The 23,494-nt window shown below is 67.9% G+C and carries 20 protein-coding genes; 8 read left to right on the top strand and 12 right to left on the bottom strand.

The features are described 5' to 3' along the window. The first annotated feature begins 4 nt into the window (after positions 1–4). A complete protein-coding gene (gene hrpB / locus BLU04_RS08770; RefSeq protein ID WP_093284768.1) occupies positions 5–2,566 on the top strand; it encodes an ATP-dependent helicase HrpB in 2,562 nt (853 codons plus the stop codon). Here hrpB and BLU04_RS08765 read toward each other — a convergent pair. Both BLU04_RS08765 and BLU04_RS08760 read right to left on the bottom strand, forming a co-directional pair. Then, positions 2,520–4,406, bottom strand: a complete 1,887-nt coding sequence (locus BLU04_RS08765) for a hypothetical protein (RefSeq protein WP_093284766.1) — start codon at positions 4,404–4,406, stop codon at positions 2,520–2,522. The genes hrpB and BLU04_RS08765 overlap by 47 nt on opposite strands. Before the next feature lie 82 nt (positions 4,407–4,488). Beyond that, the gene (locus BLU04_RS08760) at positions 4,489–5,355 is read right to left on the bottom strand and encodes a LysR substrate-binding domain-containing protein (protein ID WP_093284764.1); all 867 of its coding nucleotides are present in this window, start codon (positions 5,353–5,355) and stop codon (positions 4,489–4,491) included. A gap of 119 nt (positions 5,356–5,474) precedes the next feature. Here BLU04_RS08760 and BLU04_RS08755 point away from each other — a divergent pair, with 119 nt between their 5' ends. The 3 genes from BLU04_RS08755 to BLU04_RS08745 all read left to right on the top strand — a co-directional run bounded on the left by BLU04_RS08755 (position 5,475) and on the right by BLU04_RS08745 (position 7,624). After that, positions 5,475–6,014, top strand: a complete 540-nt coding sequence (locus BLU04_RS08755; RefSeq protein WP_093288563.1) for a peroxiredoxin — start codon at positions 5,475–5,477, stop codon at positions 6,012–6,014. A gap of 81 nt (positions 6,015–6,095) precedes the next feature. Further along, positions 6,096–7,019: a thioredoxin-disulfide reductase gene (gene trxB / locus BLU04_RS08750; RefSeq protein ID WP_093284761.1), complete on the top strand. Its 924-nt coding sequence runs from the start codon at positions 6,096–6,098 to the stop codon at positions 7,017–7,019. A gap of 50 nt (positions 7,020–7,069) precedes the next feature. Then, the gene (locus tag BLU04_RS08745) at positions 7,070–7,624 is read left to right on the top strand and encodes a hypothetical protein (protein ID WP_093284759.1); all 555 of its coding nucleotides are present in this window, start codon (positions 7,070–7,072) and stop codon (positions 7,622–7,624) included. Here BLU04_RS08745 and rdgB read toward each other — a convergent pair. Continuing rightward, on the bottom strand, positions 7,621–8,265 hold the full coding sequence (rdgB, locus tag BLU04_RS08740) for an RdgB/HAM1 family non-canonical purine NTP pyrophosphatase (protein WP_093284756.1): 645 nt from the start codon (positions 8,263–8,265) through the stop codon (positions 7,621–7,623). The two genes, BLU04_RS08745 and rdgB, sit on opposite strands and share 4 nt — an antisense overlap. A gap of 28 nt (positions 8,266–8,293) precedes the next feature. Between rdgB and leuS the strand changes: the two genes are divergently transcribed. The 4 genes from leuS (at position 8,294) to BLU04_RS08720 (ending at position 15,415) form a co-directional block, all read left to right on the top strand. Beyond that, positions 8,294–10,924, top strand: coding sequence for a leucine--tRNA ligase (gene leuS / locus BLU04_RS08735; protein ID WP_343124794.1), 2,631 nt, complete (start codon positions 8,294–8,296; stop codon positions 10,922–10,924). Between the two features lie 210 nt (positions 10,925–11,134). Next, entirely contained in the window at positions 11,135–11,668 is a 534-nt protein-coding gene (locus BLU04_RS08730; RefSeq protein WP_093284753.1) for a Minf_1886 family protein, read from the top strand. A gap of 590 nt (positions 11,669–12,258) precedes the next feature. Next, on the top strand, positions 12,259–14,865 hold the full coding sequence (locus tag BLU04_RS08725) for a pitrilysin family protein (RefSeq protein ID WP_093284750.1): 2,607 nt from the start codon (positions 12,259–12,261) through the stop codon (positions 14,863–14,865). Between the two features lie 25 nt (positions 14,866–14,890). Then, positions 14,891–15,415, top strand: coding sequence for a DUF1844 domain-containing protein (locus BLU04_RS08720; RefSeq protein ID WP_093284748.1), 525 nt, complete (start codon positions 14,891–14,893; stop codon positions 15,413–15,415). 113 nt (positions 15,416–15,528) lie between these two features. Here the strand turns inward: BLU04_RS08720 and BLU04_RS08715 are convergent, their stop codons facing one another. Genes BLU04_RS08715 through gspG form a run of 9 tightly spaced genes read right to left on the bottom strand, consistent with a single transcriptional unit; the run spans position 15,529 to position 23,492 of the window. After that, positions 15,529–17,865 (bottom strand): secretin N-terminal domain-containing protein, encoded by a 2,337-nt coding sequence (locus BLU04_RS08715; RefSeq protein ID WP_093284745.1) that lies wholly within the window; start codon positions 17,863–17,865, stop codon positions 15,529–15,531. Next, on the bottom strand, positions 17,862–18,506 hold the full coding sequence (locus BLU04_RS16815; protein ID WP_093284743.1) for a hypothetical protein: 645 nt from the start codon (positions 18,504–18,506) through the stop codon (positions 17,862–17,864). The genes BLU04_RS08715 and BLU04_RS16815 overlap by 4 nt, the downstream gene beginning before the upstream one ends. An 8-nt stretch (positions 18,507–18,514) precedes the next feature. After that, positions 18,515–19,069 (bottom strand): type 4a pilus biogenesis protein PilO, encoded by a 555-nt coding sequence (pilO, locus tag BLU04_RS08705; protein WP_093284741.1) that lies wholly within the window; start codon positions 19,067–19,069, stop codon positions 18,515–18,517. Beyond that, entirely contained in the window at positions 19,050–20,360 is a 1,311-nt protein-coding gene (locus tag BLU04_RS08700; RefSeq protein WP_093284738.1) for a hypothetical protein, read from the bottom strand. The genes pilO and BLU04_RS08700 overlap by 20 nt, the downstream gene beginning before the upstream one ends. Beyond that, the gene (locus tag BLU04_RS08695; RefSeq protein WP_093284736.1) at positions 20,345–21,331 is read right to left on the bottom strand and encodes a type II secretion system protein GspK; all 987 of its coding nucleotides are present in this window, start codon (positions 21,329–21,331) and stop codon (positions 20,345–20,347) included. Before BLU04_RS08695 ends, BLU04_RS08700 begins: the two co-directional genes overlap by 16 nt. Continuing rightward, entirely contained in the window at positions 21,328–22,134 is an 807-nt protein-coding gene (locus BLU04_RS08690) for a prepilin-type N-terminal cleavage/methylation domain-containing protein (protein WP_093284733.1), read from the bottom strand. Before BLU04_RS08690 ends, BLU04_RS08695 begins: the two co-directional genes overlap by 4 nt. A gap of 15 nt (positions 22,135–22,149) precedes the next feature. Then, entirely contained in the window at positions 22,150–22,554 is a 405-nt protein-coding gene (locus BLU04_RS08685; RefSeq protein WP_093284731.1) for a hypothetical protein, read from the bottom strand. Then, positions 22,541–23,077 (bottom strand): prepilin-type N-terminal cleavage/methylation domain-containing protein, encoded by a 537-nt coding sequence (locus tag BLU04_RS08680; protein WP_093284729.1) that lies wholly within the window; start codon positions 23,075–23,077, stop codon positions 22,541–22,543. The genes BLU04_RS08685 and BLU04_RS08680 overlap by 14 nt, the downstream gene beginning before the upstream one ends. Next, positions 23,049–23,492, bottom strand: coding sequence for a type II secretion system major pseudopilin GspG (gene gspG, locus BLU04_RS16420; protein WP_157895224.1), 444 nt, complete (start codon positions 23,490–23,492; stop codon positions 23,049–23,051). The genes BLU04_RS08680 and gspG overlap by 29 nt, the downstream gene beginning before the upstream one ends. Positions 23,493–23,494: the final 2 nt, after the last annotated feature.

The raw sequence follows: 23,494 nt of genomic DNA, 5'->3' as shown, positions 1-23,494 counted from the left end.
CGCCATGGCCCTCCCCATCCACGACATCGCGGGCGAGATCGCGTCCGCCCTGCGCGAGTCGAACCGCCTCATCCTCCAGGCCCCGACCGGCTCGGGCAAGTCGACCCAGGTTCCCCAGATCGTCCTCGACGCGGGGCTGGCGGGGACGGGCGAAGTCGTCGTCCTCCAGCCCCGCCGCCTTCCGGCCCGGATGCTCGCCGCCCGCGTCGCCTCGGAGCGGAACGGGAAGCTCGGCGACGAGGTCGGCTACCAGATCCGCTTCGACCGCGTCTGCTCCGACCGGACCCGGATCCGCTTCGTCACCGAGGGGCTCCTCCTCCGGCAGATGCTCGGCGACCCGCGCCTCGACGGCGTCTCGGTCCTCGTCTTCGACGAATTCCACGAGCGCCATCTCTACACCGACCTGACGCTCGCCCGCGCCCTCGACATGCAGAAGCGGCTCCGACCCGATCTCAAGATCATCGTCATGTCGGCAACCCTGGAGGCCGGTTCGCTCGAAACCTACCTCGCCCCCTGCCGCTCCCTCTCCTCGGCGGGCCGCACCTTCCCCGTCACCCACGAATACCTCGACAAACCGGTCGACACCGACCGCTACGCCGTCTGGCAGCTGGCCGCCGACGAACTGACCCGCCTCCTTCCGAAGCACCCCGAGGGCGACGTCCTCATCTTCATGCCGGGCGGCTACGAGATCGACCGGACCATCGGCGCCCTCCGCGCCGCCCTGCGGGAGAGCGAATGGATCGTCCTTCCCCTCCACGGGGAACTCCCCCCCGCCGCGCAGGACGCGGCCGTCAATCGTTACGACGGGAAGCGGAAGGTCGTCGTCTCGACCAACGTCGCCGAGACCTCCCTCACGATCGACGGCGTCCGCATCGTCATCGACTCGGGGCTCGCCCGGATCGCCCGCTTCGATCCCCACCGCGGGATCAACACCCTCCTCGTCGAGAAGATCGCCCGCTCCTCCGCCGACCAGCGGGCGGGCCGCGCGGGCCGCACCGCCCCCGGCCACTGCCTCCGCCTCTGGACCGAGAAGGAGCATGGCCAGCGTGCCGTCGCCGAACTCCCCGAGATCCGCCGCATCGACCTCTCTGAGGCCGCCCTCTCGCTGAAGGCGGGCGGCATCGGCAGCCTCCGCGATTTCGCCTGGTTCGAGGCTCCCGATCCGCGCGCACTGGAGCGGGCCGAGAGCCTCCTCCACGACCTCGGCGCGTTCGATGCCGCCGGGGAACTGACCTCCGTCGGCCGCAAGATGGCCCACTTCCCGATGCATCCCCGCTACGCCCGGATGCTGCTGGAGGCGGGGGAGATCGGCTGCGTCCGTCCCATCGCTCTCATCGCCGCCCTCACCCAGGGCCGCCCGATCCTCCTGCGCGACGTCGACAAGAAGGCCGACACCCTCCGCGACGACCTCCTCGGCACCGAGGGCGAATCGGACTTCTTCCTCCAGATGCGGGCGTGGCGCTACGCCGAGAAGAGCGGCTTCTCGATGGACAAGTGCCGCTCCCTCGGCATCCACGCCCAGGCCGCCCGGCAGGTGAGCCCCATTCTCGATCACTTCCTGAAGGCGGCGAAAGGGCAGAAACTCCCGATAGAGGAAACGCCCGCCGCCTCCGAGGCGATCCGGAAGTGCCTCCTCCTCGGCTTCTCCGACCACCTCGCCTGCCGCCTCGACGGCGGGACCCTCCGCTGCGACATCGTCCACAAACGGCGCGGCACCCTCGTCCGGGACAGCGTCGTCCGGGACGCCCCCCTCTTCGTCGCCGGGGAGGTCCGCGAGGTCGATTCCCGCAACACCCGCTCCGGCAAGGACGTCGAGGTGCTGCTCAGCCAGGCGACCGCCGTCGAGGAGGAATGGCTGCGGGAATTGTTCCCCGAGGACTTCAGCACGAAAGCCGAAGTCATCTTCGACGAGAGCCTGAAACGGGTCGTCCAGAAGACGCGGACCCTCTTCCGCGACCTCGTCCTCCGCGAGTCGGGCGAGGAGACGCCCGACGAGGGTGCCGCCGCCGCCCTGCTGGCCCAGCGCGTCCTCGGCGGCCAGATGCCCCTCCACGGCTGGGACGACGCGGTCGAGCAATGGATCATCCGCCTCAACCGGCTCCGCGAGTGGATGCCCGACCTGCAGCTCCCCGCCCTCACCCCCGACGACCGCCAGGCGATCATCGAGCAGCTCTGCCTCGGCGCGACGAGCTACCGCGAGATCAAGGACCGCCCCGTCTGGCCCGCCGTGAAGGAATGGCTCTCCCACGAGCAGCAGCGGTGGCTCGACCAATACGCCCCGGAACGGATCGAGCTAAAGACCTCGAAGGGAGAGCGGAAGGCGAAGATCACCTACGCCGCCGATCCGCTGACCAGCCCCGTCCTCGCCGCCCGCATCCAGGACCTCTACGAGGTCCGCGGCGACATCCGCATCGCCTCGGGCCGCGTCCCCGTCACGATCCACATCCTCGCCCCGAACCAGCGCCCCATCCAGGTCACCTCGAGCCTCGAAAACTTCTGGAAGGAATCCTACCCGAAGATCAAGGTCGAGCTCTCCCGGAAGTATCCGAAGCACGAGTGGCGGTAAGCCCCAATTCCTCCGCCCGGTCCCGGCGCACGAAAATCAGCGTCGCCGGGACGGCGGGATCGGAGGTCATCCCCCGCACCAGCACGTAATGCTCCGCGACGAAGGCGGCCAGCTCGGGGAAAAGCGTGTGGCGGGAGCGTTCCGGCGGCGCGGGCCAGGAGGGATTCCAGGTCGCGGCGGCGGCATCGACGAAGAAGGCGGGGCGGGCGCGCCGCAGGTCGTCGAGATAATCGCGCCGATGGGCATCCCGGGCCCTTCCGGGGACGATCGAGAAATTCGTGACGACGTCCCGCGCCGCCGGGGCGATCCCCGCATGGACGTAGAGCGCGGGATCGAAGCCCCAGACCGCCATCCGGTCGCCCGGCCTCGCGAGGGAGCGGAGCTCGTCGCTGAGCGCGTTGTCGACCGGCTGCTCCCGCCGCTCCACCGCCAGGAACGTGGGCCGCCAATCGGGGAAGCCCCAAGAGGCGACGAAAAAAGTGGCCGCCGGAGCCGACGCCAAGGCGACCGCCACGACGAGCCCCCGTACCTGCCGCGAGGGATCGAGGCGGGCGAAGGCGTACCGGCTCGCCCAAGCCGCCGCCACCAGAACGGGGACGAAGACGAAAAAGAGATAGTGGATGAAATCGGTCCCGGGCTTCAACGCGGCGGCGCAGGAGACGAGGAGATACCCTCCGGCGGCCAGGAAGGCGAGTCCGCCCCCCCTCGCGCCTTTCCCCGCAAGGGAAAGCGCGAGCGCCCCGCCGCCCCACGCCGCGACCCCGGCGAGGTAGGCGGTCCCCTCGGCCCCGTTCCCGAGGAGAAGGCCGAGGTGCTGGAGGAGCGTGAAATGAATCCGCGGATCGTCCGGGGCCAAGTTGGCCGCCGGACCGTAATCGGCGGCGAAAAGGAAGTAGCGTCCCGCCATTTCCCCCAGCAATCCCGCCGCCGCCACCGGGATCACGACGATCGCCGGAACGACCAGAAAACCCGCCAGCAACCCGGCCGCCGCCGGGACGGGACGGGCACGCTCCCGACGCACGAAGAGGATGCCCCCGCCGACCGCGAGAAGGTAGAGCGCGATCGGGGCCGCCTGGATCTTCGCCCACGGGACGGCCCCCAGCACCACGCCGAGGGCGAAGGCCCGCCCCTTGCCGGGGGCCTCGTACAGACGGGCGGAGAGAGGGAGCGCCGCGGCGAGGAGGAGGAGGGAGACCTGCTCGTTCGTGTAGTGGAGGTATTCGCGTTGCTGGATGACGAGGTAGAACGTCACCAGAGGGAAAAGGGCCAGCCCTCCCTTCCCCGGGCCCACGAGCCGCTCCAGGAAGCGGAACAGGAAATAGAGGGTCCCCACCGCGCAAAGAAGCGACAGGATCCGGCCGACGATCGACGGCGGCAGGCCGAGAAGGAGCCCCGGGACGACGCTGGCGATATTGAGCGGGCCGCTCGAAATCGCGTCGGTCGAGCGCCACGGCACCGGGTCGTGAAGAAAAGCCATTCCCGAGGCGAGCACGCTCGCCTCATCGGCATAGATGATCTGATTCAAGCCGAGGACCGGCACCCGGGCGATGGCGAGCCCGCCCGCCAAAGCGAGGAGGAAAGCGGCCCGCCCGCGCAACCATCCCGGGACCCAGGCCGGTTCGACCGCCCGCGCCCAGGCCAACGCCCCGATGACCAGCCAGGCCCACGGAGCCGCCCACCGCCACAACACCAGGGAGACGTACCCCCCCGTCGGCAGCCACCCCTGCGGGATCCTGCCGAAAGCGAGCCACAAGGTCGCGCCCGCCGCGAGAAGGACCGCCCCCGCGAAGACGACGCCGGGATGCCTTCCGATCCGAAACTCGATTCCCTTCCTGAACATAACGCGATGAGGAGGCACCATGCCCTATCCGGCCATTCCAAGGCAATCCCGCGCCACGGCGTCCCCTTTCCCGTCGATCATGCTATCCCTTCAGCGCCTTCGCCAGCGCGGCGAAGAGCTTCTCCCGCGCATCGCCCTTGCGGGTGAAGAGGGAGAGGGTCCGCGAGGGGACTTCCCCGGCGAAGGGGAGGTAGCGCAGGCCGTCGGCCTTCGCCGCGACGGCGCTCCGCGGGACGAGGGTGATCCCCGCGCCGAGGCCGACCATGCTGCGGAGCGTCTCCAGGCTCGTCGCCCGGTAGCTCTCGGCCTCGTCGGCGCCGAGGCGGGAGCAGAATTCGAGCACCTGTCCGCGCAGACAATGCCCTTCCTCCAGGAGGAGGAGGTTCTCCCCGGCGAGGTCGCCCGCGCTCACCCGCTTCCGCTCCCCCAGGCGATGCCCGGGCGGGACGGCGAGGAGGAACGGCTCCCGGAACAGCTCCCGCCGCTCCAGCCCCTCCTGCTCCGGCTCGGCCATCACGGCGGCGTCGAGCCGCCCCTCGCGCAGCGCGGCGTCGAGGGCCGGGGTCTTGTCCTCGACGAGGACGAACCGGAGCTTCGCGAAGGCCCCGCGCAGACGGGGGACGATCCGGGGATACCAATAGGGGGCTAGCGTCGGGAACGCCCCGAGGCGGAACTCCCCGGCGAGGGGGTCCCGATGGCGCTCGCCGACGGCCCTCAGTTCCCGCTCCCGCGCCATGATCTCCCGCGCGATCCGGACGACCTCCTCGCCGGGCCGCGTCACGCGGAGCCGCTTCGTCGTCCGCTCGAAGACCGGGACGCCGAGGGTCTCCTCCAGCTTCTTCACCTGGATGCTGAGGGTCGACTGGCTGACGTGGCACCGCTCCGCCGCCCGCGCCATATTCCCCACCTCGGCAACGGCGACGATGTAGTGGAGGTCGCGGAGATTCATTATTCGATTTCATCAAATAAATCATTAAAAACAATCTATTTTACCTAACACCCACGCCCATGCATCCTCCGTCCCTCGGAAGCGACTTTCAACCCACCCATAACCCCCACCACACCACCATGCCCAGCGTCGGACTCAAACTCCCCGCCTTCAGCCTGAAGGCCACCGTCTCCACCGATATCAACCACGCCTTCGTCCAGATCACGGACCAGAGCTACAAGGGCAAGTGGCAGGTCCTCTTCTTCTGGCCGAAGGACTTCACCTTCGTCTGCCCGACGGAGATCGCCGCCTTCGGCGCCCTCGACAAGGAATTCGCCGAGCGCGACGCGCAGCTCCTCGGCGCAAGCACCGATTCCGAGTTCGTCCACCTCGCCTGGCGGACCCACCATCCCGAGCTGAAGGACCTCCCCTTCCCGATGCTCGCCGACATCAAGCGCGAGCTCTGCGCCGCCCTGAACATCCTCGACCCCGTCGAGGGCGTCGCCCAGCGCGCCACCTACATCATCGATCCCGAGGGGATCATCCGCTTCGTCTACATCACCGACCTCAACGTCGGCCGCGAGCCGAAGGAAGTCCTCCGCGTCCTCGACGCCCTCCAGCACGGCGGCCTCATGCCCTGCGCGTGGCGTCCCGGCCAGCAGCCGCTGACCGTCGGCTAGGCCCGGCGATCGCCGCCTCGCGGGCGGGGACGGTCCTTGCCGTTCCCGCCCTTTCCCTTTATCTTTTCTTCCCCCACTTCCATGGAAAACCTCGTCATCATCGGTTCCGGCCCCGCCGGATGGACCGCCGCCATCTACGCCGCCCGCGCCAACCTGAAGCCCCTCCTCGTCACCGGCCAGCAGCCCGGCGGCCTCCTCACGACGACGACGATCGTCGAGAACTACCCCGGCTTCCCCCAGGGCATCGACGGGAACGACCTCATGGTCGCCCTCCAGGAACAGGCGAAGCGTTTCGGGACGAACGTCCAGTACATGAGCGTCGTCGACAGCGTCGATTTCTCCTCCCGCCCCTTCAAGATCACCGTCGACGGCGACGTGATCGAGGCGAAGTCGGTCATCATCTCCGTCGGCGCGGGCCACCGCCACCTCGGCGTCCCCGGCGAGCACGAGCTGGAGAACAAGGGCGTCACCTACTGCGCCACCTGCGACGGCGCGCTCCCGATCTTCCGCAACAAGCCCCTCGTCGTCGTCGGCGGCGGCGACTCCGCCTGCGAGGAGGCGACCTACCTCACGAACTTCGCCTCCGAGGTCTACCTCGTCCATCGCCGCGACAGCCTCCGCGCCTCGCAGATCATGGCCGACCGCACCCTCGCGAACCCGAAGATCAAGCCGATCTGGAACGCCGCCGTCGAGGAAGTCCTCGGCCAGGGTGAAGGCAAAGTCACCGGCGTCCGCCTGAAGGACACCGTGACCGGCGAGACCCGCAACCTCGATTGCGCCGGCGTCTTCATCGCCATCGGCCACATCCCGAACACCGCCCTCTTCAAAGGCCAGATCGACCTCGACGAGGCGGGCTACGTCCAGCTGAAGAACGGGAGCCGGACGAACGTCGAAGGCGTCTTCGCCGCAGGCGACTGCGCCGACTCCGTCTACCGCCAGGCGATCACGGCGGCGGGGATGGGGTGTGCTGCGGCGATCGACGCGGAGCGGTTCCTGCATAGCTAGGGCCAAGACAGATATTGCCCGAATGGGGCACATCATCCTAGGCTGATCCTATGCGTTCGCCTTGGAAGTCCGTCTTCAAGTGGAGCGTTGTCGTCGCCGCGGTCGTCGGCATCGTCTATTTCGCTCACCCCTATACGTGGCCTGGCGAGCAGTACAATAAAGCCGTCGCCATGAAAGCGGTATTCAACGGCAAACAGATCGCCTTTCTGCTCCATGAAAAAGAGGGACACCGCCCGCGCTATCCGTCCGAGTTCCCTCCCGGCACCACGGCGGTGGCTTATCTCAACTACTTAGTGAAAGACGGCCTCCTGAGCGAAGAGGATCGAAAGCTCCTTTCCATCCCCGGAATTCCCGCCGTGCCGCCCGGGATCGCTCTCTCCGATCGATTCATCGGATTCACTCTGTTCCGCATTTCCCCCGACGATCCGCCCAAAACCGTCTTCCTCATCACCAAGTCGAAATTCCCTCGCTATCATGTCGCCATCATCACGAAGGACGGCGAAGCCCATTTATATGACCGCAAGGATGCATTCAACATTCTCGAGCAGGATCTCGCTGCGGGAAGAATTCCCGCCGCCATGCCCCTCGAAGCGAAGTCCCCCTAAAGCACCATCCCCCGCATCTTCCCCGCCATCAGCGCCATCGCCTTCCCGCGATGGCTGAGCGCGTGCTTCGCGTCGGAGTTCATCTCGGCGAAAGTCTTCGCCGAAAGCGCCCCACCCTCGAGCACCGGGACGAAGAGCGGATCGTAGCCGAATCCGTCGGCCCCGCGCGGCCCGTCGAGGAGCGCGCCCCGGCAAATCCCGTCGGCCGTGGCGATGATCTCCTCCCCCCGGACGAGGCAGAGGGAACAGCGGAACTGCGCCCCCCGTTTTTCCAGCGGCAGATCCTTCAACGCGCCGAGGAGCTTCTCGTTGTTCTTCCCGTCGCGGAGCTTCGGATCGCTCTCCCCGGCATAGCGGGCGGAGTAGACGCCGGGCGCGCCCTGCAACGCGTCGACCTCGAGGCCCGAGTCGTCGGCGAGCACCAATATTTCGGGGCCGAGTTGTTTTCCGATCGCGAGCGCCTTTTTCGCCGCGTTCGCCTCGAAAGTGGCCCCGTCCTCGACTCCCTCAACGAGATTCGGATGGTCCCTAAGTGTTTCTACTCTCCACGTTTGTCCAAGTAATTCAGCGAACTCGCGGGCCTTCCCGGCATTATTTGTCGCAACGAGGAGCAGGGGGGGCGTTTTAGATTGAAGAGGCATCTATTCCTGATAACTCGGTAGTCTCCCGATGCAAGTCCGCAAACAATATCCCTTCGCCGAATTTGAACCCAAATGGCAGCAGTTCTGGGAGGAACGGGCTTCCTTCCGTTCCGCCAATCCGGGGGAAGCGGGCTCCGAGCTGCCGAAGTACTACGTCCTCGACATGTTCCCCTACCCCTCGGGGGCGGGCCTCCACGTCGGCCACCTCGAGGGCTATACGGCGACCGACATCGTCGCGCGCGCGAAGCGGATGCAGGGCTTCAACGTCCTCCATCCGATGGGCTGGGACGCCTTCGGCCTTCCCGCCGAGCAGCACGCCATCCAGACCGGGACCCATCCCCGCGAGACGACGCGGAAGAACATCGACAACTTCATCCGCCAGATCAAGGCGATGGGCTTCTCCTACGACTGGAGCCGCGAGATCAACACGACCGATCCCGGCTACTTCCGGTGGACCCAGTGGATCTTCCTCCAGCTTTACAAGAAGGACCTCGCCTACGTCTCCGAGGCGCCCGTTTGGTATTGCCCCGCCCTCGGAACCGTCCTCGCCAACGAGGAGATCCTCCAGACCCCCGAGGGGCCCCGCTCCGAGCGCGGCAGCCATCCCGTGGAGCGCCGCCCCCTCCGCCAGTGGATGCTCCGCATCACGGCCTATGCCGACCGCCTCCTCGCCGACCTCGACGGCCTCGACTGGCCCGAGTCGCTGAAGGAGATGCAGCGGAACTGGATCGGCCGCAGCGAGGGGGCCGAGGTCGCGTTCAAGATCGCGAAGGTCACCCCCGCCGCGCGGGCCGCCGCCGGAGAGAGCGAATCGTTCCTCCCCACCAGCGGCACCGCCGCCCGGCTGAACCTCAAGTTCGAGGTCGGCCCCGACGGCCGCCCCATCCTCATCAGCCGGGACCAGGAAGCGCCGGGCCGGGTCAGCGCCGTCCCCTCCGATTGCGGCGGGGAGATCCGCGTCTTCACCACGCGGCCCGACACCCTCTTCGGCGCCACCTACCTCGTCCTCGCGCCGGAGCACTACCTCGTCGACACCCTCACCACCCCCGCCCAGCGCGAGGCCGTCGAGAACTACCGCCGCACCGTCTCGACGAAGAGCGACCTGGAGCGGACCGACCTCGCGAAGGAGAAGACCGGCGTCTTCACCGGCGGCCACGCCCTCCACCCCGTCACCGGAGAGCTGATCCCCGTCTGGATCGCCGACTACGTCCTCGCGGGCTACGGCACCGGCGCGATCATGGCCGTCCCCGCCCACGACGAGCGGGACCACGAGTTCGCCCGCCTCTTCCGCCTGCCGAACGTCAAGGTCGTCCTCTCCTCGGAGCACCAGGAAGTCGGCGCCTGCTTCCCGGGCGAAGGGACCGCCGTCAACTCCCACTTCCTCAACGGCCTCCCCACCGCCGAGGCGAAGAAGAAGATGATCGCGTGGCTCGAGGAAAACGGCCACGGCACCGGTCGCATCCAGTACAAGCTCCGCGACTGGCTCTTCTCCCGCCAGCGCTATTGGGGCGAGCCCTTCCCGATCAAGTGGAAGGACGGCGTCCATTCCCCCCTCGACGCCACCGACCTCCCCCTCCTCCCCCCGGAACTCGACGACTACAAGCCGAGCCCCGAGGGCCTCGCCCCCCTCACGAAGGCGAAGGAGTGGCTCGAGCTCCCCGACGGCTCGACCCGCGAGACGAACACCATGCCCCAGTGGGCCGGTTCCTGCTGGTACTACCTCCGCTTCTGCGACCCGCTGAACGGCCATGCCCCCGTCGGCCCCGACGCCGAGAAATACTGGATGGGCCAGAACGGCGTCGACCTCTACATCGGCGGGGCCGAGCACGCCGTCCTCCACCTCCTCTACGCCCGCTTCTGGCACAAGATCCTCTTCGACATCGGCGTCGTCTCGACCCCGGAGCCGTTCCACAAGCTCGTCAACCAGGGCCTCATCCTCGGCGAGGACAACCAGAAGATGTCGAAGTCGATCGGCAACGTCGTCAACCCCGAGGACATCGTCGCCGAGTACGGCGCCGACGCCGTCCGCCTCTTCGAGATGTTCATGGGGCCGCTGGAGCAGATGAAGCCGTGGTCGACCCAGGGCGTCGAGGGCCTCTACCGCTTCCTCGGCCGCGTCTGGCGCCTCGTCGCCGAGGAGAACCCGGAAGGCGAGTGGATCGCCAACGCGAAGCTCACCGACGCCGCCCCCTCCGAGGCCCTCCTCCGCCGCCTCCACGAGACGATCAAGAAAGTCACCGACGACGTCGCCCGCCTCCAGTTCAACACCGCGATCTCCCAGATGATGATCCTGGTGAACGACCTGACGAAGGAAGAGGAGCGCCCCCGCGCCGTCGTCGAGCCCCTCGTCCTCCTCCTCGCCCCCTTCGCCCCCCACACGGCGGAGGAACTCTGGAGCCGCCTCGGCCACGCCGATTCCCTCGCCCGCGCCCCGTGGCCCCGCTTCGAGGAGCGTTACCTGGAGCAGACCGACGCCTCCATCGTCGTCCAGGTCGGCGGGAAGCTGCGCGGCAAGGTCGTCCTCCCCGTCGAGGCCGGGAAGGAAGCCGTCGAGGCCGCCGCCCGCGCCGAGGAAAGCGTCCGTCCCTGGCTCGAGGGGAAGGAGACGGTGAAGGTCGTCTTCGTCCCGAAGAAGCTGATCAACTTCGTCGTCCGCTAAAGCGCCGAAGAACGCCCCATAAGAGAGGAATCCGTGAAGGGACCCGACCTCTGGCTCACCCGCCGGGAGCAGGGCTTCCTCCTCTTTCTCCTTGCGCTCCTCCTATTGGGTGGCATCGTTTACAGCGTAAGGGGGCACGGAACGGTCCCGCCCCCAGAGACGACGACCAACGCCCCCGCCAACGAGTCCGAATCCCCAAAATAAGAAGCTATGCCGAAGCGCGACTTTTCCGAAGTGGTTCAGGAAATCTTCCAAGCCGACCCGCGCTACGCCATCGAAAGCTACACCTTCATCCGCGAAGGCCTCGATTACACCCTGAAGCACCTCCGCCGGAACTCCAATTCCGGCAGCAGCGCCGGCGGCTCCTCCGCCTCGGCCCCCGCCCTCCGCGGCCACGTCAGCGGCCAGGAACTCCTCCACGGCATCCGGGACTACGCCCTCCGCGAGTTCGGCCCGATGAGCAAGACCGTCCTCAACGAATGGGGCATCAAGAAGTGCGAGGACTTCGGCGACATCGTCTTCAACCTCGTCAAATACGGCGTCCTCGGCAAGACCGACAGCGACAGCCTCAGCGACTTCAAGCAAGGCTTCAGCTTCCACGACGCCTTCGTGAAGCCCTTCCGCCCCCAAGCCGAGGAGAACGACTCCGCCGCCACCGGCGAAGCCTCCTCCCCCCGCGCCAAGGCCCCCCGCAAGACCAAGCCCGCCCCGACGAAGAAGCCCGAGAGCCAGAAGGGCCTCTAACCCTTCGCTGCTTTAAAGCCCCCGAGCCTGATCCAGGTTTCGGGGGTTTTTTATGGAGTTACATTTTTGGAAAAAGCATTCCCAGCACGCAAACGAAAACGAGAAAAGCAAGTAGAGACCATAGGGTGCGTTTTCCAAACAAGGCCAACTTAGGTTCCTTTTTGCGACAATAGAAAGTAGAGCATATCAGACCGACAAGAGAGATCGGCCACGAGACTAAGAAAATAGATACGCACACCTCCTGCGAGGTTGAACTGGGAACGGGGCCAACACCAAAGCACACGCCAATGATGAGAACTAGAGGAAGAGCTAAGGTTCCAGCAAAAGAACCAAAAAAGCCTGCTCTACGAGGACTAATCGTTAGGACCCGCCAGCCTTTGGTGCTCATAACCTTGCACTCTGCGTCGAGCCAACGACGAAGAGAGATGAAAGGCCACATTCGGCCTTGATAGCAGTTAATTCTCTAAATAGAAATCTCCCAATAGCCTCCACCTCGAATTCGACCAATTTCCGAAAATATCTCGACCCTTCCCCAACCTGATCGGCACTTGTCTCCCTCCCCTCTTCGGCGTATCGTACTGGACCCCCGCATGTCCACCACCGTCGCCCTTACTTCCGGCACCGAGGCCCTTCCGGGCCAGGCCGATCCCTCGCTCCTTTCCGATTCGTCCCTTTTCCCGGAGATCCTTTCGGAAGAGCTGCCGAACGGCCTCCAGATCCTCGCCGCGCAGGACGAGAGCGCGCCCGTGGTCTCGATCCAATATTGGTGCGCCACGGGCAGCGTCCATGAGGGGAAGTGGCTCGGCGGCGGCCTCTCCCACCTGCTGGAGCATCTCCTCTTCAAGGGGACGCCGACGCGGGGGAACTCGGCCCTCGCGCAGGAGGTCCAGGACCTCGGCGGCCACATCAACGCCTACACCTCCTTCGAGCGGACGGTCTACCACATCGACCTCCCCGCCGAGAACTGGAAGCAGGCCCTCGCGATCCTGACCGACGCGGTCCAGAACTCGTCGATCCCCGCCGAGGAATTCGAGCCGGAGAAGGAGGTCATCCGCCGCGAGTTCGCGATGGGCGACGACAATCCCGACTCGGTCCTCACGAAGCTCGCCTTCCGCACCGTCTTCACCGCCCATCCCTACCGGCAGCCGGTGATCGGCCACATCGACCTCTTCAACAAGCTGACCCGGGACGATGTCGTCGCCTACTACCGGGAACGCTACGCCCCGCAGAACCTGACCCTCGTCGTCTGCGGCGCGGTCGACGCCCGCGCCCTCGCCGACGAGGCGGCCCGCCTCTGGGCGCACGAGCCCCGGCGCTTCCTCCCCGACGTCCCCGTCCCCGAGGAACCGGCCCAACTCTCCGCCCGCCAGGCGCGCCGCCCCTTCCCCACCGAGGTCGCCCGCGTCGCCCTCCTCCACCCCGCGCCCGGCCTCCATCATCCCGACCTCCCCGCCCTCCAGATCGTCGCCACAATGCTCGGCGGCGGACGGGCCTCCCTCCTGTGGCACAAGATGGTCGAGGAGGAGGGCCTCGCCGAGGAGGTCGACGCCTTCGTCTATGCGCCGGGGAAGACCGGCCTCTTCGGCCTCGATGCCCGCTGCCACCCCGACAATCTCCCGAAGCTGATCGCCCGCCTCCGCGAGGAGCTCGCCGCCTTCCCCGCGCGCCGCACGGAGGAAGACCTCGACCGGGCGAAACGCCTCTGCCTCACCCACCAGATCCACCAGCTGAAGACGATGTCGGGGAAGGCCTCCCTCATCGGCGGCGGCTGGCTCGCCGCCCGCGATCCCCGCTTCCACCAGTCGTTCCTCGCCCGGCTCCAGGCCGTGACCCTCGCCGATTGCGACCGCGCCCTGCAGGCCCACCTCCGGCCGGAGAACGAGTCCCTCGTCGAGCTCGTCCCCGCCTCCGCGGCGGCGAAGACGGAGCCCGCGGCCCCGGCCGCCGAGGCCATCGCCGCCCTCCCCGTCCCCGCGCCGGTCCCCGCCCTCGGGCCGATCCGGGCCTATCACCTGCGGAACAACCGCCTCCCGCTCTTCACCCTGCGCGGCATCCTCCCCGGCGGCCTCCTGACCGAGCCCGAGGGGAAGACCGGCCTCAGCCGCCTCGCCAGCCAGCTCCTCCTCAAGGGGACCCACAAGCGGAACGCGAAGGCGATCGCCACCGAGATCGAGAACCTCGGCGGCGTCCTCGCCTCCGACTCGGGGAACAACAGCGCCAGCCTCCACCTGGAGCTCCTGGCGCAGGACTGGAAGCAGGGCCTCGACCTCTTCCTCGACGTCCTCACGAGCGCCGTCGTCGACGGGAAGGAACTGGAGACCGAGAGGCGGAAGCACCTCGCCGCCATCGCCCTCGACCAGGACCAGCCGATGGCCCTCGCCCGCGACCTCGTCCGCCAGACCCTCTACGCCGGGCACCCCTACGCGCGGAACCTCCTCGGCACCGCCGAGAGCGTCAACGCCATCGGCCTCGACGACGTCCGCTCCGTCTTCCAGAACGTCTTCCGGCGGCAGAGCCTCGTCCTCGCCTCGGCCGGTCCCGTCTCGCCCGAGGCCTGGCAGGACGAGGTACGGCAGCGCCTCACCTCTCCGGCCTTCGCGCCCGGCGACGCGCCGCGGACCTCCGCGCCGTTCCCCGTCCTGAAGGGCCCCGTCCGGGTCGAGCGGACGATGAGGAAGGAGCAGGCCGTCCTCCAGATCGCCTTCCCCACCGTCCCCATCGTCCACCCGGACCAGATCGCCCTCGCCGTGCTCGCCGAGGCCCTCTCCGACCTCGGCACCCGGCTCTTCGTCCGCATCCGGGAACAGATGGGCCTCGCCTACTTCGTCAGCGCCACCCGCTTCCTCGGGACCGACGCGGGCTACTTCTGCTTCTACGCCGGGACCGATCCGAAGAAGCGCCTCGCCGTCGAGGCCGCCATGCTCGACGAGATCGGGAAGATGGCGCAGGGCGGCCTCACCGCGCAGGAATTCGAGCGCGCCCGCGCGAAGATGATCAGCGAGGAAAAGATCGATTCCCAGAACCCGGGCGGGGTCGCCGCCACCGCCGCCCTCGACGCCCACCTCGGCCTCGGCTACGACTGGTCCGAGGTCCGCCGCCAGCGCGTCGCCTCGATGACCCTCGACGAGCTGAACAGCGTCGTCCGCCGCTACCTCGACCGTCAGGAATACGTTGTCGCCTCCGTCGGCCCGGAGTAAGATCACCCCAACCCCTCCCCTTCCTATGTCCGAACCCGAATCCTCCCTGGCTCCCCACGAAGTCTCGCAGATCTTCGCCCAGATGGTGATGATGCAGGCGCAGAACGCCCTCTACCTCCTGGGCCGCATCCCCGACAACAGCGGCCGCCCCATCCCGCCGCAGCTCCCCGAGGCGAAGATGCTGATCGACCAGCTCGAGGCGCTCCAGATCAAGACGAAGGGCAACCTCATCCCGCAGGAGGAAAAACTCGTCGCCAAGGTCCTCACCGAGATCCGCCTCGCCTTCGTCGAGGCGAGCGGCGGCACCCCCGCCTCGATGATGCCCGGCCACCACTCCGCCGCCTACGGCGCCGGCGACCCCTACGCCCAGATGGAGGAGGACCCCCTCCCCGGCGACGAGGCCGACGCGAGCGAGCCCCCGCCGTTCCTGGCGCGCCAGGAGGAGCCCGAAGCGGCTCCGAAGCCCGCTCCCGCGAAAGCGCCCGCTCCCGAACCCGCCGCCCCGAAGGAGCCGGAGAAGGAGAAGAAGTATTTCAAGAGCTACGGCTAGGTCTATCGGAGGGTCCTTTTCCCTCCCGATCCCCAAGGGATCGAAGCCGGTAGCCGGGGGTCGAGCGGAGCGACACCCTCGGCGACCGGCTGCCACCCCTTCGGGGTGCTTTATCAGTGCGTGATCGACTCCAGCACGGTCGCCTTCTCCGGGATCTCCTTGTTTGGGTCGGAGGTGTAGTGCTTGGCGCGGGGGCCGACGCCGGAGCTGCTGCTTTCGGCCTTTTCGAGCGCGGCCTCCTCCTCCGGGGTCTCGACGACGGTCGGCTGGAGGAGGACGACGAGCTCGTCGCGGTCCCGGGCGTTGGTGTCGCTGCGGAAGAGCGCGCCGAGGACGGGGATGTCCTTCAACAACGGCACGCCGGTCCGGTTCTTCGTCTCCTGGTTGCGGATCAGCCCGCCGAGGACGATGGTCGCCTTGTTGACGACGGTGATCGTCGTCTTCAGCGAATCGGAGGCGATGATCGGGATGGTGTTCCCGGAGATCGTGCTCGACCCGTTGAGGCTGTCGTTCTGGACGGCGATCTGGAGGGTCACCTCCTTCTCCGAGTTGATGAGCGGGATCACCTCCAAGAGGAGCGCGGCGTTCTTGTAGGTGATCGTCGACGACTGGGTCACCGAGTTGTTGCTCGTCGTGTCGAGGGTGCTGAGGGTGCTCTGCGGGATCGGCACCTGCTGGCCGGAGGAAATGTAGGCCTTCTTGTTGTTCGCCGTGTAGACGGAGGGGCGGGAGAGGATGGTGAAGCGCCCGGTGCTCTCGAGGGCCTGGACGTAATAGTTCATCGCGTTCCCGAGGCTCCCGTAGAGGGTCAGGCCGTTGAAGAAGGAGAAGGCCCCGGCGGAGTTCAGCGTGCTCGGCGTCGGGAACGAGCTGAGCGTCGAGGTCCCCGCGTTCATCGAGCTGGTGGCCAGGCCGTTGTTGCCGGAGACGTTCCGGTAGTTCTGGAGGATGTTCACGCTGATCTCGGCGTCGTTGGTCAGGTTCATCTTCCCGATGACGGTGGCGAGGTAGATCTGCTTCGGGCGGACGTCGAGCTTGTCCAGGATCCCCTTCACCTTCGTCACGCTCTCGGGCGGCCCGATGACGATGATCGAGTTGGTGCTGTTGTCGGCGATGAGGCGGGTGGTGCCGACGAGGATAGCGGCGGGGGGGATGTTCGTCGGGTCTCCCGTCAGGACCTGCGAGAGGCCGCTGGCGGAGCTGGAGGAATTCGAGGTCCCGGTCGAGTTGCCCGAGGGGCTCTTCAGGTTCGCGGCGCTGCTGGCGGAGCTGCTGGCGTCCCTCGCGTCGTCCTTCGTCTCGGAAATGAGGTTCGCGAGGGTCCAGAGGACATCGACCGCCTTGATGTAGCGGAGGGGGCGGGAGTAGGGGTCCATGACGTCGGCGGAGAGGTCGAAGCCCTCGACGAGGGCCTTCATGGGGGCGAAGTTGTAGGGCTCGGTGACGACGAGGATCCGGTTCGTCCGCACGTCGGGGACGAAGCGGGTGTTCGACGAGGCGAGCGGGTTCGCGGCGACGTTCGACGCGGCGGAGCTCTGGGCGGCGCTCATCGCCCGGGCGATCGCCTGGAAGGCCTGCTGCGGGTTGCCGCCGGGCTGGAAGCCGCCGCCCCCGCCGTTGATGTTGTTCGCCCCGGCGTTGGCCGCCGTCTTCTCGCTGTCGAGGAGCTTGTTCAGGGCGTCGGCGACCTTCTGCGCGTCGGCGCGGCGGAGGAGGACGAACTCGCTGACGATCTTCGTCGGCGGGACGTCGATGAGGACCTTCAGCTTCAGCATCTCGCGGATCGTCCCGCTGCTCTCGGTGATGACGATGGCGTGGGCCGTGGGGACGGCGACGATGGCGCCGTAGCTGTGGAGGGTGACGGAGGACTGGAAGACGGAGAGGGCGTCGTTCGTCGAGATGAACTCGAGCGGGAGGTAGAAGCTGACGACCTGGTCCCCGGCGGGAAGCTCCTCGGGCCGGGTCAGGAGGGGGACCCCCTCGGAGCGGGGATTTTTCCCGGCGATGTTGACGATCTTCATCGTGTTGTTCGCGCCGGGAATGAGGGAGTAGCCGTTGAGCAGGAGGGTGCTCTCGATGAGGCGGAGGGCCTCGATCCGGGGGATCCGCTTCGCGGTGACGAGGGTCAAGCTCGGCCCGGCGAGGGTGGCGTCGCGGATGACGGTCTTCCCGCTGAGGCTCTCGTAGGCGGCGAGGAGATCGGTCGCCGGATTGTTCGGGAACTGGAGGGCGACCTTGTCTTCCTTGTCGGCGACGGGAACGTTGCTATCGCCGCCGGGCCCCTGCCCGGGACGGCCGAAGCGGCCCCCGAAACCGCCGCCGCCGCCCCCTCCGGCGGGAGGCGTGGCGGGGGCGGGAGTCGGGGCCGCCGCAGGGGCCTCCTGCGCCGGGGAGGAGAGCGGGACGAGGCCGAGGATCGAAAGGAGGACGATGAGGAGGCGGGTGTTCATGGGGTGGGAGGGGCGGATTCGGGAGCGGGATTGGGATTGGCCGGAGCCGCCGCGGGAGCGGCGGCAGGGGCAGGAGCAGGGGCGACGGCAGGCGTCGCCGCCTCGCTGGGGTTCGGAATCTGGGTCCGGCGGAAGCGGCGGCGCCGTCCGCCGTCCTCGCCATTCGCATTCGCGTTGGCGCTGGCGTTGTCGCCGGTGGCCGCATTCGCGGCACCGGGCTCGACCTTTCCGGCGGGGGCGGGATTGTTGACGACGAGGAGGAGGGGATCGTAGCGGACGACGAGGTTCTTCGCATCGCCCGGCCCCTTCAGCTTCGCGCTGGAGCGGAGGGGGTTCGCGTCGTAGTGGACGCTCTCGACGGCATAGCCCTGGGCGTTGGGCTCCTTCGTGACGACCATTCGGTCCTTCGTGTCCTGGTTCATCAGGTAGAGGATCGGATCGGTCTCGCTCTCGGTCATCCCGACGAGGACCCACGTCGCCTTCGGCACCTCGTCGGTCGAGGCGACGCCGAAGGGCGATTTCTCCCAGACGGCGCGGTAGCGGTCGGGGGCGGCGTTCTGGGGAATGACGGCCTCGGCGGCCCGGAGACCCATCGGCAGGAGCGTCCCGAAAAGAAGGAGGAGAGGAAAAAAAGGTTTCATCGTGTTTTCTATTTCAGGGAATACCAGCGGGCCACCGTCATCTCGCACCGCATCTTCGACCCGTCGGGGCCGTCGCATTTCAGGGAGAAACGGCTGATGGCCTGGAAGAGGTCGGGCTGCTCGACCTCGGAGAGCCAGCGGCAGAGCGACTCGAGCGATCCCGTGACGGAGAGCTGGACCGAGACTTCCCGGTAGAACGGGGTGCCGCGGGGTTCCTGGAGGCTCTGCGAGACGATGGCGAGGTTGTTCTTCTTCGCCGCCTGCTGGAGCGACTCGAGGAGGCGGGCGCTCCCCTGCCCGGCGTCGCCGACCTCGCTGAGCTTCGGCTGGGTCTTGGCGAGCCACGCCTCGCGCTGGGTCCAGAGGGCGCGGTCGCCGATCCAGATCCGGGAATAGGAGAGGTCGGCGCGGAGCTTCTTGAGGTTCCGCGCGGTGTCCTGGAACTTCTCCTGCACGAGGCTGAAGGCGAAGATGTTCGCCAGCGCAAAGAGGACGATCAGGAAGACGAAGAGCTTCTGCTTCTCCCCCTTGCTGAGGCCTTTTTTATTGGGCGACGCCGACACGGGTACCCTCCAGTTGGAATTGCGCGTGGTTGTTCGGCAGCACCTTCGGCTGCGGCATGGTCCACGTCCACCGTTTCAGGAAATCGTCCTTCCGCACCTCGCGCAGGAAGGCGAAGGCCGAGGCGGCGTCCTTCCCCTCGCCGACGAGGAGGAGCTTCCCGGTGACGGGCGAGGCCTCGAACTTCGTCAGCCGCATCTCGGCGGGGAGGACCTTCACCACGGAAAGAAGGGGCTCCATCGGATAGGAGGAGGGATCGACCGCCGGGGCGAGGGCCTTCCACAGGTCGGCCGTCCGGCTGAGGGCGGCGACGGTGGGGGCATCCTGCGCGACCTGGGCGGCGAGGCGGCGTTCCTCCCACTTCATCCAGCCGAACCATCCGCCGAGCCCGGCGACGGCGAGGAGGTAGACGACGGCCGCGACCTTCAGCAAGCGGCCCCGGCGGCTCTTCTCCCGGGCGGCCCGCCGCTCGTCCCGCACCGGCGCGGGGACGAGGGAGAGGCTCCGCGCGGGAATCCGGAGGGAACGGCGGAAGCCGTCGGCGGTGACGGCGGGAGGAGCCCCGAAGAGGGCCTCGGCGACGGCGGCGTCGGCGGGGGTGAAGGAGCCCCAGAGGTGGACGGCGGGCCGTTCGGCCGCGATCCCCTCCCACGCGAGGGAGCGGGCGAGGAGGGCGACCTCGGCGGCGACGGCGTCGAGCTGCGCGGCGCCCGGGAAGAATTGGACGAGCGCCGCCTCCCCCTCGCTCCCCTTCCCGTAGGCGAGGGCGATGCCGCCCTCTTCCCGCCAGAAGACGAAGGCCTCCGGGGGGAGCGCATGGAAGCGGACCGCCGCGTCGAAGTCGGCGACGTGGGGAAGGAGAAGCGCCGGGGGGAGCTCCGGGTCGACGAGGTAGGCGGTGACGAGGGTCCGGCCGTCCTCTTCGACGAGGGGGAGGAGTTCCCACGCCGAGGTGCCGTCGCCCCGCACGAGGGCACGCCGCTCCAGCTGCGCCTGGGCGAGTTCCCGCAGGACCTCCCGCTCCGTCGTCTGGAGCCACAGGGGGACGACGAGGAGATGGCGGGCGGGGAGGCCGATCCGGGCCGAGGAGGGAAGGTCGGCGAGGTCGGCCTCGGCCCAGGCAGCCGACTCGCCGCCCTTCCCGGAAAGGGAAGAGGCGGGGACGAGACGGTACTGGCCCTCCCCCTCGCCCGGCAGGCAGAGGACGCCGGTAAAGGAGCCGCGCTTCCGCTCCCCCTTGGAGGAGGGAGCCGCAGCGGAGGCGGGAGCGGGAGCGGTTAGAATTCCTGCCATAAATAATAAGTCGGAGCCGTTCCGGTTCCGGTGGTCGAGGTGCTCGTCGTCGTCCCGGTGCTGGCGTTGCCCGAGGTGCCGACGGCCCGGGTGGCGACCACCTGAATCGTGTGGTGATGATCGCCGAGAATCCCCTCGCTCTCAATCCTCCAGATCGTGCTGGAGACCGAAAGGAGCGAGGAGACCGTCCGGACCAGCCCCTGCGGCATCCCGAGGGCCGAGCAGGCGTCGGAGACGCTCGACCATCGGACGCTGTTGACCGAGCCGACGACGCCGTCGGGATCGCGCGCGGAGACGAACGACTGGGCCATGTCGATGCCGACGTTGCAGACGGCGGCGATGAGGTCGGGCGGGGCCTCGTTGAGGTCGAGGGTGCCGTTGCTCCAGAGGGTGAAGTAATTCCGCCAATCGGGCTTCAGGGCGATGATCTTGTCGAAGCCGATCACCTGGGGCAGCTCGTCGAGGCTCTGGAAGGGGCGACCGGGAGGGAAGTCGGGGAAGCCGAGGGCGGCGTAGTCGGCCTGCTTCGCGCCGTTGAGCCGCTTCGTGTCGCCCGTCTCGATCCAGTCCTGGAGGGCGTCGTTGACCGCCTGGCCCGCGTCGGGGGAGAGGCCCCACAGCACCCAGAGCCGGAGGAGGACGTCGGTCCGCCCCTGGACGAGGAGGCGGTTCAGGTTGAGGCGGGAGCCCTCGCTCACCACCGTCACGCGGAAGCTTCCGCCGCCGAAGTCCTGCGCCAGGAGGTCGTCGTTTCGGGGCATCTGGGGATGGAGGCCGAGGGCGAGGCCGGAGAGGGCGATCGTCCGCGCCCGCGCATCCTTCGAGCGGGAGGTATCCTCGGTCAGCTGGAGGGAGACATAGGCTAGGAAGCCCATGAGCGTCACCATCATGATGCCGACGCACCACATCACCGTCAGCAGGGCGAAGCCGCGCCGCGCGGAAGAGCGGAATTGAGAAGCGGGCCGTTTCATCGTCCCCCTCCCCGGTTGCCGCCGCCGCCGCCGTTCTGGCGTCCGCCGGTTCCACCGTTCCCATTGCCATTGGCGTTCCCATTGCCGCCGTTGCGGTTCCCCTGCCCTCCGGCATTGGAGCCGCCCGCGCCGGAACGGTTCGCATTGCCGCCCCCCCCGCCGCCGCCCGCGGAAGCGGAGAAGCTCGGCTGGGCGGCGAGGGTCGGGAGCCAGAAGGTCTGGGTCCACTCGCGCGGGTCGTCGCCGTGCATCAGGGTCAGCTGGACGAGGGCGGGGCGGGTCGTCTCGGTCCACGTGTCCTCCCAGCTCTCCGCCGTGGCGTCGTAATAGTGCCACTGCATTTCCTTGAGATTCGTGAGGAGGGGAAGCCAGAGCGGGTTCGGCATGGCGAGGCCGGTGGTGGTGTCGATCCGCCGGTATTCGACGCCGAGGGTCAGGGTCCCGTCCCCCTCGGTGTGCGCCGTCATCGCGATCTCCCCATAAAAGAAGGCGCGGTCGCCGAAGATGAAGGCCGAGGAGGCGTTCTCCAGGACCAGCTCGTAGGGGAGCGGCGTCGCCCCGTCGGTGGCGGTGGAGAGGATCGTCGCCGCCGACGGGAGAGCGGCGAAGGTCCGGCGGCAGAGCTCGAAGACGCCGTAGATCCCGTTGGCGTCCCGCTGGGCCTCGCGGAGGGTCGCCGTCGCCTTCATCATCCCGCGGATCGTCCCGAAGAGGCCGCCCGCCACGACCGCGAAGACGGCAAGGGCGAGCATCACTTCGAGAAGCGTGAACCCGCGCCGGAGATGGGATGCCGTCCGTTTCATTGCATTACATTCCGCTCACGACTGCGGGTGGTAGACGGTGAGGCTCGCCTCCTCGACCTGCTCCTTGCCGTTCGCCGTCCAGCGGGCGCGGACGGTGAGGGTGTAGAGGTCGGAGAGGATGGTCTTGTCGGAGGAACTCAGCGGGAGGGACGCCCACTCCCGCTCGAAGGCGACGCCGTCGTCGGTCGTCCGCGTCGGCTGGAGGCCGACGACGAGGGGGTCGGTCATCGCCTGGGCGATCTCCCCGTCGAGGGCGAGGCGGATCGCCGTCTCCCGGTTCCCCTGCACGAGGGAATCGGCCGCGAGGGTCGCGGCCCGCGCCAGACCGAGGCAGACGAGGCAGAAGATCGCCACCGCGAGCATCACCTCGAGGAGGATGATGCCGCGGCGGGAGGCAGTGGAAGTCCTAGTGGAACGCATAGGTTTCCTCCGCCACCTCGGCGGTCAAGGGATCGAAGCGGAGCGCGATCTGCGACTCCCCCTGCGTGAAGCGGACGGTGAGCGGCTCGCAGAGGCCGTTCGGGCGGAAGATCCACCGGACCTCGGCGGGAGCGGAGAAGGTCTCCTCGGCCCACGCCTTCGTCTCGACCTTCACCCCGTCGGCGACGGGGAGGGAGAGGTCGGGGAAGGCCTGGTGTTGGTCGTCAGTGAAGTCCTCGCCCGGCTGAAGGGTGAGGACGAGCTCGGCGGGGCGGATGAGGACCGCCCAGCTCCGCTGCGTGTCGATCGCCCGGTTCCGGGCGGTGCGGGCGAGTTCTTCCATGTGGCGGGCGGGGTCGCGGAGTTTCTGCTCGCTCATCCAGCCGGAGAAGGCCGGGATCGAGAGGCCGACGAGGACGGCGATGACGGCGAGGGAGATGCAGATCTCCAGCAGGGTGAAGCCCCGGCGGCGGCGGCAGCAGCTTGGGCGGCTCCTACTGCTTCCAGTTGCCGAGATTGTCATCCCCCTCCTTCCCCTTCGGCCCGAGGGAATAGATGTCGAAGCCGTTCGGGTTGTGGACGCCGGGGTTCTTGTACTGGTAGGGGCGGTTCCAGGGGTCGACGGGGACCGACTCGAAGAGCTGGGTCCAGCGGGCCGGGATCGGATCGGAGGTCGGCTGGTGGACGAGGGCGTCGAGGCCCTGCTCGGTCGTCGGGAGGTTGAGGGCCTGCATCTCGTAGGTCTTCAGCTGCGTCGTGATCGTGCTGATGTCGGCGTCGACCCGGGTCGCCTTCGCGACGTCGAGGTTGCCGCTCAACTTGTAGATGCCCGCGCCGACCAGCACCGCGATGATCGCGAGGACGAGCATGATTTCAACCAGGGTGTAGCCGCGCCGGTTGGAGCGGGCGACAGGGGAGCGATGGAGGGGTGTTTTCATGA

Source organism: Verrucomicrobium sp. GAS474 (assembly GCF_900105685.1).
Taxonomy (GTDB): Bacteria; Verrucomicrobiota; Verrucomicrobiia; order Methylacidiphilales; family GAS474; genus GAS474.
Note: the sequence above shows the minus strand (reverse complement) of the source record. Positions and strands in the feature narration are given on the sequence as shown.